Origin of the sequence: Ilumatobacter fluminis (genome assembly GCF_004364865.1) — a bacterium.
Taxonomy (GTDB): domain Bacteria; phylum Actinomycetota; class Acidimicrobiia; order Acidimicrobiales; family Ilumatobacteraceae; genus Ilumatobacter; species Ilumatobacter fluminis.
Genome location: NZ_SOAU01000001.1, coordinates 2,192,182 through 2,207,505 on the forward strand (window position 1 = coordinate 2,192,182; position 15,324 = coordinate 2,207,505).

The 15,324-nt window shown below is 68.9% G+C and carries 18 protein-coding genes; 16 read left to right on the top strand and 2 right to left on the bottom strand.

Annotated elements, in window-relative coordinates; all coding sequences use genetic code 11:
* Window positions 1–4 precede the first annotated feature (4 nt).
* The 9 genes from BDK89_RS09975 to lepB are packed head-to-tail and all read left to right on the top strand — an operon-like array spanning window position 5 to window position 6,476.
* Window positions 5–202, top strand: coding sequence for a ubiquitin-like protein Pup (locus tag BDK89_RS09975; protein WP_133868810.1), 198 nt, complete (start codon window positions 5–7; stop codon window positions 200–202).
* Between the two features lie 9 nt (window positions 203–211).
* Window positions 212–1,030, top strand: coding sequence for a proteasome subunit beta (gene prcB / locus BDK89_RS09980; protein WP_166657499.1), 819 nt, complete (start codon window positions 212–214; stop codon window positions 1,028–1,030).
* Window positions 1,027–1,707 (top strand): proteasome subunit alpha, encoded by a 681-nt coding sequence (gene prcA, locus BDK89_RS09985; RefSeq protein ID WP_133868812.1) that lies wholly within the window; start codon window positions 1,027–1,029, stop codon window positions 1,705–1,707. Before prcB ends, prcA begins: the two co-directional genes overlap by 4 nt.
* Complete coding sequence (locus BDK89_RS09990) at window positions 1,679–2,212, top strand: hypothetical protein (RefSeq protein WP_133868813.1); 534 nt, start codon at window positions 1,679–1,681, stop codon at window positions 2,210–2,212. The genes prcA and BDK89_RS09990 overlap by 29 nt, the downstream gene beginning before the upstream one ends.
* Before the next feature lie 9 nt (window positions 2,213–2,221).
* Window positions 2,222–2,983, top strand: a complete 762-nt coding sequence (locus tag BDK89_RS09995; protein WP_133868814.1) for a LamB/YcsF family protein — start codon at window positions 2,222–2,224, stop codon at window positions 2,981–2,983.
* A gap of 2 nt (window positions 2,984–2,985) precedes the next feature.
* A complete protein-coding gene (gene pxpB / locus BDK89_RS10000) occupies window positions 2,986–3,588 on the top strand; it encodes a 5-oxoprolinase subunit PxpB (RefSeq protein ID WP_133868815.1) in 603 nt (200 codons plus the stop codon).
* Complete coding sequence (locus BDK89_RS10005) at window positions 3,585–4,382, top strand: 5-oxoprolinase subunit C family protein (protein ID WP_133868816.1); 798 nt, start codon at window positions 3,585–3,587, stop codon at window positions 4,380–4,382. Before pxpB ends, BDK89_RS10005 begins: the two co-directional genes overlap by 4 nt.
* 36 nt (window positions 4,383–4,418) lie before the next feature.
* Window positions 4,419–5,777, top strand: coding sequence for a Pup--protein ligase (pafA, locus tag BDK89_RS10010; protein WP_133868817.1), 1,359 nt, complete (start codon window positions 4,419–4,421; stop codon window positions 5,775–5,777).
* Window positions 5,778–5,825: 48 nt separating this feature from the next.
* A complete protein-coding gene (gene lepB, locus BDK89_RS10015) occupies window positions 5,826–6,476 on the top strand; it encodes a signal peptidase I (RefSeq protein WP_133868818.1) in 651 nt (216 codons plus the stop codon).
* Between the two features lie 29 nt (window positions 6,477–6,505).
* Here lepB and BDK89_RS10020 read toward each other — a convergent pair whose 3' ends face one another.
* Window positions 6,506–7,225, bottom strand: coding sequence for a glycerophosphodiester phosphodiesterase (locus tag BDK89_RS10020; RefSeq protein WP_166657500.1), 720 nt, complete (start codon window positions 7,223–7,225; stop codon window positions 6,506–6,508).
* A 58-nt stretch (window positions 7,226–7,283) separates the two neighbouring features.
* On the opposite strand from BDK89_RS10020, the gene BDK89_RS10025 reads away from it, so the two are divergent.
* The 7 genes from BDK89_RS10025 (at window position 7,284) to BDK89_RS10055 (ending at window position 14,493) form a co-directional block, all read left to right on the top strand.
* Window positions 7,284–7,778 (top strand): Sec-independent protein translocase subunit TatA/TatB, encoded by a 495-nt coding sequence (locus BDK89_RS10025; protein WP_166657501.1) that lies wholly within the window; start codon window positions 7,284–7,286, stop codon window positions 7,776–7,778.
* A 5-nt stretch (window positions 7,779–7,783) separates the two neighbouring features.
* Window positions 7,784–8,587, top strand: a complete 804-nt coding sequence (gene tatC, locus BDK89_RS10030; protein WP_133868821.1) for a twin-arginine translocase subunit TatC — start codon at window positions 7,784–7,786, stop codon at window positions 8,585–8,587.
* On the top strand, window positions 8,584–11,190 hold the full coding sequence (locus tag BDK89_RS10035) for a DEAD/DEAH box helicase (protein ID WP_166657502.1): 2,607 nt from the start codon (window positions 8,584–8,586) through the stop codon (window positions 11,188–11,190). The genes tatC and BDK89_RS10035 overlap by 4 nt, the downstream gene beginning before the upstream one ends.
* On the top strand, window positions 11,187–11,762 hold the full coding sequence (locus BDK89_RS10040; protein WP_133868823.1) for a diacylglycerol kinase family protein: 576 nt from the start codon (window positions 11,187–11,189) through the stop codon (window positions 11,760–11,762). The genes BDK89_RS10035 and BDK89_RS10040 overlap by 4 nt, the downstream gene beginning before the upstream one ends.
* A gap of 66 nt (window positions 11,763–11,828) precedes the next feature.
* Entirely contained in the window at window positions 11,829–13,427 is a 1,599-nt protein-coding gene (locus tag BDK89_RS10045; RefSeq protein ID WP_243839137.1) for an FAD-dependent thymidylate synthase, read from the top strand.
* Window positions 13,428–13,508: 81 nt separating this feature from the next.
* Window positions 13,509–14,012: a hypothetical protein gene (locus BDK89_RS21750; protein ID WP_166657503.1), complete on the top strand. Its 504-nt coding sequence runs from the start codon at window positions 13,509–13,511 to the stop codon at window positions 14,010–14,012.
* Between the two features lie 31 nt (window positions 14,013–14,043).
* Window positions 14,044–14,493, top strand: coding sequence for a GNAT family N-acetyltransferase (locus tag BDK89_RS10055; protein ID WP_166657504.1), 450 nt, complete (start codon window positions 14,044–14,046; stop codon window positions 14,491–14,493).
* 4 nt (window positions 14,494–14,497) lie between these two features.
* Here the strand turns inward: BDK89_RS10055 and BDK89_RS10060 are convergent, their stop codons facing one another.
* A complete protein-coding gene (locus BDK89_RS10060; RefSeq protein ID WP_133868826.1) occupies window positions 14,498–15,283 on the bottom strand; it encodes an enoyl-CoA hydratase-related protein in 786 nt (261 codons plus the stop codon).
* Window positions 15,284–15,324: the final 41 nt, after the last annotated feature.

The following is a 15,324-nucleotide window of genomic DNA, read 5'->3' on the forward strand; positions in this document are numbered from 1 at the left end:
CCTCATGGCAGAACGCATCAACAAGCAGAAGACCACAAGCGACCGCACCGACGAGACCGTCGAAGAAGCCGAACCCGCCGTCAGTGAGTCCGGCGAGAAGCTGAAGGCCGACCTCGACGATCTGCTCGACGAGATCGACGAAGTGCTCGAGACCAACGCCGAAGACTTCGTGAAGTCCTACGTGCAGAAGGGCGGGCAGTAGTCCGTGTCGATGCCGTTCTTCGAGCCCGGTGACGATCCGGGTTCGAACTTCCCGGAGCTGCTCCGGCGCGTCGGCCTGTCCGGCCACGGCGAGCAGTCCGGTCAGATCGACGTGCCGCACGCCACGACGTGCGTCGCACTCCGTTTCGCCGACGGTGTCGTCATGGCGGGCGACCGCCGGGCGACGTCGGGCAACCTGATCTCGCATCGGGCGATGGAGAAGGTCGTCCAGGCCGATCGGTACAGCGGCGTCGCCATCGCCGGTGCTGCCGGCCCGGCGATGGAGATGATCCGCCTCTTCCAGCTGCAGCTCGAGCACTACGAGAAGGTCGAGGGTTCACCGCTCAGCCTCGAGGGCAAGGCCAACCAGCTGTCGATGATGGTGCGCGGCAACCTGCCGGCGGCCATGCAGGGCATGGTCGTCGTGCCGCTGTTCGCCGGGTACGACCTGCGACGCGACGTCGGGCGTCTGTTCGCCTACGACGTCACCGGTGGCCGCTACGAGGAGCGCGAGTACGTCGCGACCGGCTCGGGCAGCCTCCACGCCAGCACCGTGATCAAGGTCGGCTTCCGCTCGGCGATGACGCGCGACGACGCGATCGACCTGGCGGTGCGGTCGCTGTGGGAGGCCGCCGACGCCGACTCGGCCACGGGTGGCCCCGATGCCCTGCGCGGCATCTACCCGATCGTCGCCACGGTCACGTCCGACGGCTGGGAACCGGTCGGCGACGACGATCTGGCCGAGCGCTTCCGGCGCATCGCCGACGACGTCCTCGTGCGCACCACACCGCCCGCACCCGACCCGGCGCTCGGAGGTGACGACGCATGAGCATGCCGTTCTACGTCGCACCCGAGCAGGTGATGAAAGACCGCGCGGACTACGCGCGCAAGGGCATCGCGCGCGGCCGGGCGCTGGTCGCGATCCGCTACAGCGACGGGATCGCGATCGTCGCCGAGAACCCGTCCGAGACGCTGCGCAAGGTCAGCGAGATCTACGACCGCATCGCGTTCGCCGGGGTCGGCAAGTACAACGAGTTCGACCAGCTCCGGGTCGCCGGAATCCGCGCCGCCGACCTGAAGGGGTTCCAGTACTCGCGCGACGACGTCGACGCCCGCACGCTCGCGAACCAGTACGCGCAGATCCTCGGCACCGTGTTCACCCACGAGATGAAGCCGATGGAGGTCGAGATCCTCGTCGCCGAGGTCGGCCTCGAGCCCGACGGCGACCAGATGTTCCACATCCTCTACGACGGCACCGTCATGGACCAGCGCGACACGGCGGTGCTCGGTGGCGATGCGGAGGCCATCTCGGGTCGCCTGGCCGAATCGTTCTCCGACGGACTCGATCTGAACGACGCCGTCCGGATCGGTGTCGAGGCGCTCGCCGGGCCCGATCGGGAGCTGCCCACGAGCGAGCTCGAGGTGGCGCAGTTGTCGCGTGGCAACGGCCGCCGATGCTTCCACCGTCTCGCCGAGGGTGACGTCGTCGCAGCGCTCGGTCGCTGACCGACCGCTCCTCGGTGGCCCGCGCTCGCGGGCGCCCCGGTGGTTGCGTGCCGTCATCGCGCTCGGCGCGCTCGCGGCCGGGCTGTTCAGCGCTGCGCTCTTGCTCTCCGACCGAGCGCCCGGCGTGCTGCGCACGGTGCTCGGCCCTCGCATCGAGCGGCTCTGGAACCGGGTCGATCTCGCCGGGCGGCCGGCCGAACTGGCCGGCGAGGCGGCGTCGCAGCCCGACGCCGTGGTCCATGTGGTGCTCTGGGCCGTGGTCACCGTGCTCGCCGTGCTCACCCTGTGGTCATGGCGAGCGACCCCGTTCGTCGTCGTCGCCGTGGCCGCATCGTCGCTCGTCATCGAGCTGGGCCAAGGCGTTTGGAGCGACACCCGGGCCGTCGAGCGCAGCGACATGGCGGCCAACCTGCTCGGCACCGGCATCGGTGCAGCGGTCGCGATCGCGGTGATGGGCCTGTGGAGCGCGCTCGGTTCGCTCACATCTCGATCCACCGAGATCTAAGGTGGGGCCGTGCCCGCCATCGACCTGAACGCCGATCTCGGTGAGTCGTACGGCATCTGGTCGCTCGGTGACGACGACGCGATGCTCGACGTGGTCACCAGTGCCAACGTGGCCTGCGGGTTCCACGGGGGCGATCCGAGCACGCTCCGCCGGGTCTGCCATGCCGCTGCGGAGCGGAACGTGACGATCGGGGCGCAGGTGTCGTATCCCGACCTGCTCGGCTTCGGCCGTCGTTTCATCGACATCGATCCGGGCGAGTTGCGCGACGCCGTGTTGTACCAACTCGGTGCGCTCGACGGGTTCGCCCAGGTCGCCGGAACCGGCGTGAAGTACCTGAAACCGCACGGTGCGCTCTACCACGCCTGCGTCACGCATCACGACCAGGCCGAGGCGGTCGCCACCGCCGCCCACGAGTTCGATCCGTCGATGGCGATCCTCGGTGCGCCCGGCTCGCCGTTGCTCGCCGTCGCCGACGCGCTCGGGATGGAAGCCGTGCCGGAGGCGTTCGCCGACCGGGCATACCTCGGTGACGGTCGGCTCGTGCCGCGTTCGGAGCCCGACGCCGTCATCACCGACCCGAGCATCGTCGCCGCACGAGCGGTCGCCGTCGCCACCGAACGTCGGGTCACGGCAATCGACGGAACCCACGTCGAGGTGCACGCCCGCTCGATCTGTGTCCACGGCGACACCAACGGTGCGGTCGAGTTGGCTCGTGCGGTCCGGGCCGGTCTCGAGATGGCCGAGGTCGGCGTCCACGCGTTCGCGCTGTAGTCATGCGCGTCCTGCCGATGGGCCCGAGCGCCGTCCTGGTCGAGGACCTCGACGCACCCCCGGCCGTGGTCGGGGAAGCGGTACGGCGGCTGGGCCTCGCCGGGGTCGTCGACATCGTCCCGGCGGCCGAGACCCTGCTGATCACGGTCGATCGCCAGGAGGCGGTCGACACCGTCGTCGCTGCGCTCTCGGCAGCCGAGCATCGCGAAGCGGACCAGGGGGACACCCGACCGGTCGAGATCCCGGTCGTCTACGACGGGGACGATCTCGCCGAGGTCGCCGAACGATCCGGCCTGTCGACCGCCGACGTGATCGAACGACATGCCGGTGCCACCTTCCGAGTCGCGTTCTGCGGGTTCTCGCCGGGGTTCGCCTACCTCGACGGGCTGCCGCCCGAGCTCCATCTCGCCCGACGGGCCACCCCGCGGACCCGGGTGCCCGCCGGGTCGGTCGCGATCGCCGCAGGATTCAGCGCCGTGTACCCGACGGCGTCGCCTGGTGGTTGGCACCTCATCGGGCGGACCGACGTCGTCCTGTTCGACGTGCACGCCGAACCACCGGCTCGTCTCACGCCGGGTACGTCGGTGAGGTTCGTGCCGCGATGATCGAGGTGGTCGACGCCGGACTGCTGACGACGGTGCAGGATCGCGGACGCGCCGGCTGGGCCCACATCGGTGTGCCGCGTAGCGGCGCCGTCGACCCGGCGCTGATGGCCGTGGTGAATCGTCTCGTGGGCAACGAGGGCGACGCCCCGGCGCTCGAGACCGTCGGCGGGTTGGTCGTCCGGGCCGTGACGGCGGCGACGATCGCGAGCGACCTCGAGCCGGTCGCCCGGACCCTCGGCGTCGGCGAGACCGTTCGGGTGCCGGCCGGCGGGCGACAGTGGCACTACCTGGCGGTTCGTGGGGGGATCGACGTCGAGCCGGTGCTGGGGTCGTGCTCGACCGACACGCTGAGCCATCTCGGGCCCGCAGCACTGCGAGTGGGAGATCGGCTGGCAGTCGGTCCCGAACCCCGGTCGGCGCCACACGGCGAGACCGTCCCGACCCGCCACGGAGAGTCGCGGGCCCGACTGCTGCCGGGTCCCCGTGCCGACTGGTTCGACGGCGACGTCGTGCGGTCGATGACGCACGTTGCGTGGCGGGTGACGTCGTCGAGCCGGGTCGGCGTCCGACTGACGGGTGGTTCGCTGCGCCGCACCGTGGGTGCGGAGCTGCCGAGCGAAGGCCTGGTCCGCGGCGCGATCCAGGTGCCGCCCGACGGTGACCCGATCATGATGCTGGCCGACCATCCGACCACGGGTGGCTACCCGGTCGTGGCGGTGGTCCATCCCGACGACGTCGCCGTCGTCGCCCAGGCCGCCGCCGGCACCACCGTCCGCTTCACCCGCGCCACGTGAGGACCGGGGCCGACCGGCTCCTGTTACGGTGCGGTCATGGAGCGTCGGATCTTCGGACTCGAGAGCGAGTACGGCGTCACGTGCACGCTCAGAGGGCAGCGTCGGCTGAGCCCCGACGAGGTCGCCCGATATCTGTTCCGCCGGGTCGTGTCGTGGGGCCGGTCCTCGAACGTGTTCCTGCAGAACGGCGCCCGTCTGTATCTCGACGTCGGATCGCATCCCGAGTACGCGACGCCCGAGTGCGACTCGCTGTACGACCTCGTGGTCCACGACAAAGCAGGGGAGCGGATCCTCGAATCGCTCGTCGAGTCGGCCGAGCAGCGACTCGAAGAAGAGTCGATCCGCGGCACGATCTACCTGTTCAAGAACAACACCGACTCGGCCGGCAACAGCTACGGGTGCCACGAGAACTACCTGACCCGACGCAGCGACGACATCGCCCACTACGCCGAGGTCCTGATCCCGTTCTTCGTGAGCCGTCAGATCTACGCCGGTGCCGGCAAGGTGCTGCAGACCGCCCGCGGCGCCACGTTCTCGATCGCCCAGCGCGCCGAGCACATCTGGGAGGGCGTCAGCTCGGCGACGACGCGCAGCCGACCGATCATCAACACCCGCGACGAGCCCCACGCCGACGCCGAGCAGTACCGGCGGCTCCACGTGATCGTGGGCGACTCGAACATGAGCGAGTACGCCACGTTCCTGAAAGTCGGCGCCGCGGCCTGCATGCTGCGGATGCTCGAGGACCAGAACGTCGTGCTGCGAGACATGACGCTCGAGAACCCGATCCGAGCGATCCGCGAGATCAGCCACGACATCACCTGTCGCCGCACGGTCCGCCTGGCCAACGGTCGCGAGGTGAGTGCGCTCGACATCCAGCGCGAGTACCTCGACCGGGCCCTGCGCTACGCCGACAGTCAGGGCTTCCCGCCGCTCGAACAGCGGGCGCTCGAGATGTGGGAGCACTGCGTGACCCAGCTCGAGAACGACCCCCTCAAGCTCGACCGCGAGGTCGACTGGGTGATCAAGTACAAGCTGCTCGAGGCGTTCCGGGAGCGCCACGACCTGCCGCTCGGCCACGCACGGGTCCAGCTGCTCGACCTGCAGTACCACGACGTCACCCGCGGTCGCAGCCCGTTCACGAAGCTGCAGGATCGCGGGCTCGTCGAGCGGGTCTGCAGCGATGACGACATCGAGGCCGCGATCGACACCCCACCCCAGACCACCCGTGCCCGCCTCCGCGGCGAGTTCGTGAAAAGGGCCAAGGAACGTCGCCGTGACTACACCGTCGATTGGGTGCACCTGAAGCTCAACGACCAGGCCCAGCGAACGGTGCTCTGCAAGGATCCGTTCAAGAGCCGTGACGAACGGGTCGAAAAGCTCATCGAATCATTGTGAGGCGCTGCGCCCCGTCCCGGGACACCGTCCGATACCGTTGCTGACGCTGTGACCGAGACCTACGACGCCGACAGGGCCGACTCCGACGACGCCGAGCCCGACACCCTCGTCGAGCCGCCTGCGCCCGATGACGGCACCGGCCTCTCGTCCGGCGCTCGCGCCTTCTTCGACTGGGTCGTCGTGGTCGGTGTCGCGCTCCTCGTGGCGATTCTCGTGCGGACCTTCCTGCTCGCGCACTTCGTGGTCGACGGACAGTCGATGTACTCGACGTTGTCGCCCGGCGACCGGGTGTTCGTCAACAAGATGTCGTACCAGCTCCACGAGCCGGGTCGCGGTGACGTCGTCGTGCTCCACGAGATCAGCGGAGCGATCGAACGCGACCTGATCAAGCGGGTCATCGCCCTCCCGGGGGAAGAGATAAGGATGGAGAACTGTGTCGTCTGGATCGACACCGATCCGTCCGACGACGTCCCGGCCCAACGCCTCGACGAGCCCTACCTCGACCCGACGGTGGTGACGCCCGGCAACTGTGGTTCGGCGATCGAACCGATCGTCATCCCCGACGACGCCGTGTACGTCATGGGCGACAACCGGCCCGGTTCCCACGACAGCCGTGCGCTGGGTGCCGTCTCCTACGACGACCTCGTCGGTCGGGCCTTCGTGGTGTTCTGGCCACGCGCCGACTGGCAGTGGCTCTGAGCCGCTGCGTGTCGACCCGCTGAGCGGGCTCAGGCGAGCCGGGCAGCGGCGTCCGACATCCGATCGACGTGGTCGCTGTAGACGCCGTCGACACCCATGCGGAGCGCGTTGTCGAGCTCGTGGTCGTGTTGGAGGTCCCACGAGAACGCCGCCCGCTCGAAGCGGTGGAAGAGTGTGACGAGGCCACCCGTCCAATCGGGGCCGCGCATGTTGATCGCGTCGATGCCGTGATCGGCGAGCATCGCCGCACGACGTTCGGGACCGCCGTCGAGCCGGTGGAGACGGGTCGAGTCGACGAGCTTGACATCGGCGTCGAGGGGGCGGAGCGACAGCAGCGTCGGCAGCTCCCAGTGGCACAGCCAGGTCCGGCCGAGCATGTCGGGGTGGTGGAGTCGGATCGTCTCGATGACGACCGGGCCGGCGTGCTCGTCTTTGAGGTCGAGCGACAACTCGTAGTCGGTACCGCACCGGTCGAACAGCTCGAGCAGCGACGGGATGTGCTCGGGCAGCTCGCTGCGCTTCAGCTCGCCGATCGGGCGCTTGCGGAGCCAGCCCGACTTGATCTCGCCGTCGTGGTCGAGCACGGGGACGCCGTCGGCGGTGACCCAGACATCGCTCTCGAGACCGTTTGCGCCCAGTCGCAAACCGAGCTCGAACGCCTCGAGGGTGTTCTCGGGCGCGTGCGCGCGGGCGCCGCGGTGGGCGAACAGGATCTGGTGGGGGAGCAGGGACGGGAGACGTTGCTGCACGAGATCGACAGTCTGCCAGGAGCGGTGGCCGGGACGCCACGTCCCTAGACTGCCGAACGTGTTCAACTTCCAGGGCAGCGAGATCGTCATCATCTTGCTGCTCGCGCTCGTCGTGCTCGGTCCCGAGAAACTGCCCGAGGCGATGCGCAAGGCCGGACAGATGTACGGCGAGCTCAAGAAGATGTCCTCCAGCTTCCAGTCGGAGTTCCGGTCGGTGCTCGACGAACCGGTCCGGGAGGTCAAGGAGACCGCCGACCTGCTCCGCGACTCCGCCGACTTCACCAAGCTCCAGAACGGCGAACGAGACGAGAAGCCCAAGTCGGGCGAGATGTCGGAGGCCGGCGCGATGAACCTGGCGCCCGCCGATCCCGACTCGGTCCCGACCGATGACGTGCCGTTCCGCCCCGCCGATCCCGACTCGGTCCCGACCGACGACATGCCGTTCCGCCCCGCCCCGCCCGACGCGCCCACCGGTCCGACCGGCAGCGATGCGTTCGGCGACCTGCCGACGCCCAACCGCTCGGCCGACACCGGAACCGACGGGGCCAGCTGACCGTGGTGTCGTTGCGCCGGGGCGAGGAGCGCGCCCCCAACCCCGATGGACAGATGACGCTGGTCGAGCACCTGGCCGAGCTCCGGATGCGCATCATCCGGGCCGGTCTGGCGGTGCTCATCGGCGTCGTGATCGTCGTCCTCGCCTGGGAGTGGGTCTTCGACGTGCTGACCGGCCCGTACGCCGACCTGTGCGCCCGCCGGGGCGCCGACTACTGCGGCGACGCCTACGACCCGTCGACGGGCGACGTGAAGCTCAACATCCTCGACCCGGTCGAGGGCCTCGCGACCCGCCTGCGCGTCGGTTTCTACGGGGGCATCGTGCTGGCCGCTCCGGTGCTGCTCTGGCAGTTGTGGAAGTTCATCGTGCCGGCGCTGCACAAGAACGAGAAGAAGTACGCGCTCGGCTTCGTGCTCTCGTCGTGCCTGCTGTTCCTCCTCGGCGGATTCATCGCCTTCACGACGCTCGAGCGTGCCCTCGAGTTCCTGATCGACTGGGCGGGCGAGGACGTCGATCAGGTCTTCCAGGTGCAGGCCTACATCCGGCTCGTCACGCTGATGGTGGTCGCGTTCGGTGTCGGCTTCACGATTCCGGTGCTCCTCGTGTTCCTGCAGCTCCTGCGGGTGCTGTCGTGGCGGACCCTTCTCAAGGCGTGGCGGTACGCGATCGTCGGCACGTTCGTGCTCGCCGCAGCGATCACGCCGTCCGGCGACCCGATCTCGTTGCTGGCGCTGTCGGTGCCGATGGTGGTGCTGTACCTGCTGTCCGTTCTGATCGGTCGCATCGTCCAGGGCAAGAACCCGGAGTGAGTCCGGTGCCGGGCAGCTTCCGTCGAGCGATCGTCGAGCGCTACCCGTTCGAACTCGACCGGTTCCAGGTCGAGGCGCTCGACGCGTTCGACGACGGCCAGCACGTGATCGTCGCCGCACCCACCGGGAGCGGCAAGACGGTCGTTGCCGAGTACGGGGTCGAGACCATGCTGCGGTCGGGCCGCCGAGCGTTCTACACGGCGCCGATCAAGGCGCTCTCGAACCAGAAGTACCGCGATCTGTGTGCGCTCCACGGCGATCAGTCGGTCGGCCTGCTGACCGGCGACACGGTGATCAACGGCGACGCGCCGATCGTCGTGATGACGACCGAGGTGCTCCGCAACATGATCTACGCCGGGCGTGACCTCACCACGCTCGGCGTCGTCGTCCTCGACGAGGTCCACTTCCTCCAGGACGAGTACCGGGGGCCGGTGTGGGAGGAGGTCATCATCCACTTGCCGGCGCACGTGCAGCTGGTGTGCTTGTCGGCGACGGTGAGCAACGCCCGCGACCTCGGTGAGTGGATCACCACGGTTCGAGGACCCACCCATGTGGTGGTCGAGCAGCGCCGGCCGGTCGAGCTCGACCAGTTCTACTTCGTCGCCGATCGCACCAACGGCCGTCTCCGCTTCATGCCGACGATCGTCGATGGGCAACCCAACCGCGACGCGATCCGGATCGATGCCAGCGGCGTCCGCTTCGGAGGTCGGCGCCGTCGCGACCGCACGCCGCGCGGGAGCGGCGAACGGAAACTGGCGACACCGTCTCGCGAAGAGGTCGTGGCCACCCTCGCCGACCGCAACCTGCTCCCGGCGATCTACTTCATCTTCAGCCGTGCCCAGTGCGACGCCGCGGCTCAGAACCTCGTCGACAGTGGGATGTCGTTCAGCGAGCCCGAGCACCAGGAGCGCATCCGGGAGATCGCGGCGGACCGTCTGGCCGGCCTGCACGACGACGACCTCGACGTGTTGGGGTACGAGCAGTTCCTCCGTCAGCTCGACGCCGGCGTCGCCTCGCACCATGCCGGTCTCGTGCCACCGTTCAAGGAGGTCGTGGAGCAGGCGTTCGTCGAAGGTCTCCTCCAGGTCGTGTTCGCGACCGAGACGTTGGCGGTCGGGGTCAACATGCCGGCACGTACCGTCGTCATCGAGAAGCTCACGAAGTACACCGGCGACCGGCACGAGACGTTGTCGCCGGGCCAGTTCACGCAGCTGACCGGGCGCGCCGGGCGGCGGGGCATCGACGACCGCGGCGCCGCCGTGGTGCTGTGGAGCCCGTTCGTCCGATTCGACGACGTCGCCGAGTTGGCGCTCAGCCGGAGCTTCCATCTGCGTTCGGCGTTCCGCCCGACGTTCAACATGGTCGCCAACCTGGTGCGCACTTACGATCGCGATCGGGCCCGCCAGCTGCTCACCCTCTCGTTCGCCCAGCACCAGGCCGACCGCGACATCGTCCGCATCGAACGACGGCTGCAGCGTCAGCGCGAGCGGCTGACCGAGCTGCGCGACCAGGCGGCGAGCCCGTTCGGCGACATCGACGAGTATCGCCGCACGCACACCGCCGACGGCACCGTGCGCGGCCCGATCGACGAGTCGCTGGCCGCACTGCGCCCGGGCGAGGTCATCCACGTCGACAAGGGCAAGCACTTCGGCCCGGCGGCGGTGGTCGCCACCGCTCACCGGTCGGGCGGCATCAAGGTCACGGTCATCACGCCGAGCGGCCACTCGATCGGACTGTCGGCCGACGACTTCGACGCTCCGGTCGATCCGATGGGCACGATCGTGCTCCCGGGTCATTACTCGCCGAACCGCAAGGACTACCGCGACGAGGTCGGCAAGCGCCTGAAGCGAGCGAAGCTGCGCGGTGGCCGGCGGCGTGCCGGCACCACCGGACCCGCTCGTCATCCGGTCGAGGACGATCCCGAACTCCGGCAGCGGCTCGAGGCGGCGCAACGCGCCGACAAGACCGCCGCCGAGATCGACTCGCTCGAGCAGCGGGTCGAGCAACGCAACTCCTCGCTCGGCCGTGAGTTCGACGCCGTGCTCGACATCCTCGAACAACGTGGCTACGTCGACGCCGCAGCCTGGCACCTCACCGAGCGCGGCGACGCGTTGTCGAACCTGTTCCACGAGTCCGATCTGCTGGTGAGCGAGGCGATGTTCGCCGGGGTGTTCGACGGGCTCGACGACGCATCGCTCGCCGGTCTCGTGTCGTGCATCGTGTACGAGCACCGGTCGCCCGACGACCCGCCTCGGCCGTGGTTCCCCAACGACGAGGTACGACGGCGGTGGGAACAGCTCGCCGAGATCAGCGACCGGTTGGCGGCCGACGAGCGCCGCCACGGCCTCTCGGAGCACCGGGCGCCCGATCCGGGCTTCCTGGCGATCGCGTACGCCTGGGTCGGCGGTGAGGGATTCGCCGACATCGTCGCCGAGGAAGACCTGACGGGCGGTGACTTCGTGCGCACCACGAAGCAGCTCGTCGACCTGCTCGGCCAGCTGGGATACGTCGCCACCGACTCCGGTACACGGTCGGCGGCGCGACGAGCGGTCGAGGCGGCTCGCCGTGGCGTCGTCGCCGACTCGTCGGTGGTCGGCCCGTGACCATCCGGCGAGGCGAGCCGTGGGGGAGTGAGGTGCCGCGACCGGCCGATCTGTCCGTCGCTGCGTCCGACCGTGCGCTCGCCGCTGCCGACGGACCGATCGGGCTCGCCGGCGGTGACGTGTTCCGGAGCCTCGGGTCGCCGCCGCCACGCGATCCGGTGCAGCAGGTCGAACTCGACGCGATCGAGGTCGTGCTCGACGACGGGCAACCGTTGCTGGGTGTCGCCCACGTCGTCGCCCGGCGGTCGTGGTGGCGTGGGCGAGTGGTCGCGTGCATGAACGTCGATCACCTCGGCGAGTGGAACGTGGCGCCCCGAGCGCACCCGAACGACGGGCGCCTCGACGTCGTCGAGTGTGCGGCGGGGATGTCCGTGCGGGCCCGTTGGGCTGCACGGAGTCGGTTGCCGGCAGGGACCCACGTCCCACACCCCGACATCGAGGTCGGTCGCATCACCGACCGACGGTGGGAGTTCGATCGCGCCCACCGGGTCTGGGTCGACGGCGAGCACGTCGGCTCGACGCGAACCCTGACGGTTCGGTGCCTGGCCGACCGTTTCACCGTGCTGTTCTGAGCCCCTCACCAGGGGCTGGACGAAGATCCTCCGGAGCGGGGTGCTCGGCTCCTACCATGTCGTCCCGTGACCGTGTACGTGCCCGAGGAGTTCACCAGCGACGAGTCCGACGTCCTTCGGCGCTACTTCACGAATCTCGACGGACCGGTGTTCGCCTTGGTCAATCTGCCCGAGGTCGTCAAGGGTGCCCTGTTCGCTCGGTACAGCCGGAGCCCGAAGAGTCTGCGTCGTCTCTTCCTCGACGAGTTCGTGAACGATCTCGTAATCGACGGCGACGAGACGATCGACGCGACGATCGGACTCGATCGGGCCGAGCAGCTGTACGAGCGGGTGTTCTTCGAGTACGGCGACGACTCCGTCGCCCAGCTCGGTGGCGTCCACCTGGCGTGCGAGCAGGCGTCGAACATCCTGACCAAGATCCTCGAGTGGGGTCGGCTGATGAGCTACCTCGAGCAGAGCACGCGCTACATCGGCTACGACGCTCGCCTCGGTGGGCGATACCGGTTCTACCGCGACCCGGCGCTCCTGTCGAGTTCGCTCGGCACGCGGTACGTCGGCGACATGGACCGCATGTTCGACGCCTACTCGACGGCGGTCAACACGGTCACCGAACACGTCCGCGACACGGTCCCGCAAGACCCCGACGACAGCGACTTCGTGTACCGGACGGCGACGCGTGCGAAAGCGCTCGATGCCGTCCGTGGCATGCTGCCCGCCGCCTCGTTGTCGAACGTCGGCATCTACGGCACGGGGCAGGCGTTCGAGGCGTTGCTCCTCCGGATGCGGTCGCACCCGCTCCCGGAGGCGCAGCAGTACGCCGATCTGATGCTCCACGAGCTCCGGAAGGTGATCCCGAGCTTCCTGCGGCGCGTCGACCTGCCCGACCGCGGTGGCCAGTGGTCCGACTACCTCGCATCGACCCGTGGTGACACGGCCGAACTCGTCGGCCGGCTGTTCGGCGAGGTGCCGAACGAATCGGTGCCGGAGGTCTCCCTGGTCGACTTCGACCCGGAGGCGGAAGACAAACTGCTCGCCGCCATCTGTTACAGCCACAGCCACCTTCCGGAGACGGTGTTGCTCGAACGGGTCCGCAACCTCGGTGTCGACGAGCGGGCGGCGATCCTGCGCGCCTACGTCGGTGACCGAGCGAACCGACGCCACAAGCCGGGCCGGGCGTTCGAGCGGGTCGACTACCGCTTCGACATCTTGTCCGACTACGGCGCGTTCCGCGACCTCCAGCGCCACCGCATGCTCACGATCGAATGGCAGGCGCTGACGCCGAACCACGGCTACGCCCGACCGGAGCTCGTCGAGCAGGCGGGCGTCGGCGGCCTGTTCGACGAGACGATGGATCGTTCGGCACGCCTGTACGACGACATCAAGGCGCAGTTCCCCGAGCAGGCGTCGTACGCCGTCTCGATGGCGTACCGGCTGCGGTACATGATGCAGTTCAACGCTCGCGAGGCGTTCCACCTGCTCGAGCTGCGTTCGGCCCCGCAGGGACATCCGTCGTACCGCCGTGTCGCATTGGCGATGCATCGGGCGATCGCCGAGCAGGCCGGCCACCACGCCGTCGCCGCCGCGATGACGCACATGACACACGAAGCGCCCGAGCTCGAACGGCTCGCCGCAGAACGGCGTGCCGAGTCGCGGCGCTCGATGTGACGCCTGTCACACTATGGTATGCGTGGGTTTCGGCCCATGAGGCCTAGTATCCGGCCGCGTACCACGACCTGAGGGACCAAGATGGCTGACGACGAAGAGCTCGACGAGACCACCGACGACAACGACGACGAGCTCGAAGACGACGACTTCGACGGCGACGACGATGACGACATGGACGACGACGAAGACGGCGACGACTTCGACGGCGACGATGACGAATCGAGCGACGACGACGATGACGAGGACGAGGACGACGAGGAATCGGAGAAGACGTCACGTGCCCGCAAGCGCAAGGGCAGCGACGACGATGACGATGACGACGACGAGATGCTCGCCCCCGACGATGTCGAGGCCGATCTCGATGCGATCCTGAAAGACCGGATGGTCGCGTCCGACGACGACGACGATGACGACGACGATGACGACGATCCTCGTCCGAGCACCGGCAACGATCGCTCCGAGGGCCCCGACGGGCTGCAGCCCAAGCGGGCCGACGAGCAGCTCTGCACCAACTGCTTCCTCCTCGTGCGTGCGAACGCGCCGGGGTGCCCGATCGAGGACGACGACTGCCCGATCTTCACCTGACGGGCCGACCGTCGATCAGGGGATCCCGACCGTGATCGATCCTGTCGTCCGCGACGCCATACCCCGTGACGTCCCCGAACTCGTCTGGCTCGAGTCGACGGCCCGGGAGCACCTGCCCGGCCAGCGCGGCGGCGACCTGTGGCTCGCGCGTCACCCGGCGCAGTCGCCGGCGTGGCCGTCGGTCGATGCCGGCGATGTCGTGGTCGGCGTGATCGACGACGTCAGCATCGGTTACCTCCGATTCCACGTCGACGTCGACGTCCTCTACATCGACGACGTGTTCGTGCACCCGGGAGCGCGCGAGGTCGGCTTCGGCGACGCCTTGCTCGCCGCAGCCATCGATCGGGGCGTGGCGCGCGGGGCACGTCGCATCGAGGCCGAAGCCCTGCCCGGCGATCGCGACACGAAGAACCTGTACGAACGCGCCGCGATCACGGCCAAGCGGATCACCCTCTCGGCCGCGATCGGCGACGTCGACTGACGGGTCAGCGACCCTTCCAGTTCGGTTGGCGCTTCTCGATGAAGGCCTCGAGGCCCTCCTTGGTGTCCTCGGAGCCGAGCACCACCCCGAACGCCTTGTTCGTCATGTCGATCAGCTCGTCGTCGTCCTTGGTGAAGGCGGCGAGCACGACCTTGCGTGACTCCCAGACGGCGAGGGGAGCGCACGCCGTGATCTGGCCGGCGAGCCGCTCCGCCTCCGCCAGCGCCTCGCCTGCCGGTGTGAGCCGCGACACGAGGCCGAGGTCGTAGGCGCGTTTGGCAGGGATCGGTTCACCCGTGAGGATGGCCTCCATCGCCGCTGCCTGCCCGATCGCACGGGGGAGGCGGAAGAGCCCGCCGGCGCCGGCCACCAGGTTGCGCTTGGCCTCGGCGAGCCCGAACGCCGAACGCTCGCTCGCAACGACCAGGTCGGCCGCCAGGACGATCTCACAGCCGCCCGCGGTGGCGAGGCCGTCGACCGCCACGATGATCGGCTTCTTGCGCTCGCGGTAGACGAACCCGCCGAAGCCGCCCTTGGCGGTGGCGAGGTCGCCTGCCTGTCCGCTGTTGATCGCCTTCAGGTCGGCGCCGGCGCAGAACACCGGACGCTCCTGACCCTCGGTGTTGGCGGTGATGATGCCGACCCAGAGCGAGTCGTCGTCCTCCAACTGGTCGATGGCGGCCTCCACCCCGCGAGCCACGTCGCCGTTGACGGCGTTGCGGGCCTCGGGACGGTTGAGGGTGATGATGCCGACCCGCTCACGGGCCTCGAAAGTGACGACGTCGCTCATGGGCGACGATCGTATTGAGCAGCGGTCGGGCGAGCCCAACC

Excerpts from the sequence above, each read along its gene's own strand:
- BDK89_RS09975 (WP_133868810.1), top strand. The coding sequence starts at position 5 with ATGGCAGAACGCATCAACAAGCAGAAGACCACAAGCGACCGCACCGAC.
- prcB (WP_166657499.1), top strand. The coding sequence starts at position 212 with ATGCCGTTCTTCGAGCCCGGTGACGATCCGGGTTCGAACTTCCCGGAG.
- prcA (WP_133868812.1), top strand. The coding sequence starts at position 1,027 with ATGAGCATGCCGTTCTACGTCGCACCCGAGCAGGTGATGAAAGACCGC.
- pxpB (WP_133868815.1), top strand. The coding sequence starts at position 2,986 with ATGCGCGTCCTGCCGATGGGCCCGAGCGCCGTCCTGGTCGAGGACCTC.
- BDK89_RS10005 (WP_133868816.1), top strand. The coding sequence starts at position 3,585 with ATGATCGAGGTGGTCGACGCCGGACTGCTGACGACGGTGCAGGATCGC.
- pafA (WP_133868817.1), top strand. The coding sequence starts at position 4,419 with ATGGAGCGTCGGATCTTCGGACTCGAGAGCGAGTACGGCGTCACGTGC.
- BDK89_RS21750 (WP_166657503.1), top strand. The coding sequence starts at position 13,509 with ATGGCTGACGACGAAGAGCTCGACGAGACCACCGACGACAACGACGAC.
- BDK89_RS10060 (WP_133868826.1), bottom strand. The coding sequence starts at position 15,283 with ATGAGCGACGTCGTCACTTTCGAGGCCCGTGAGCGGGTCGGCATCATC.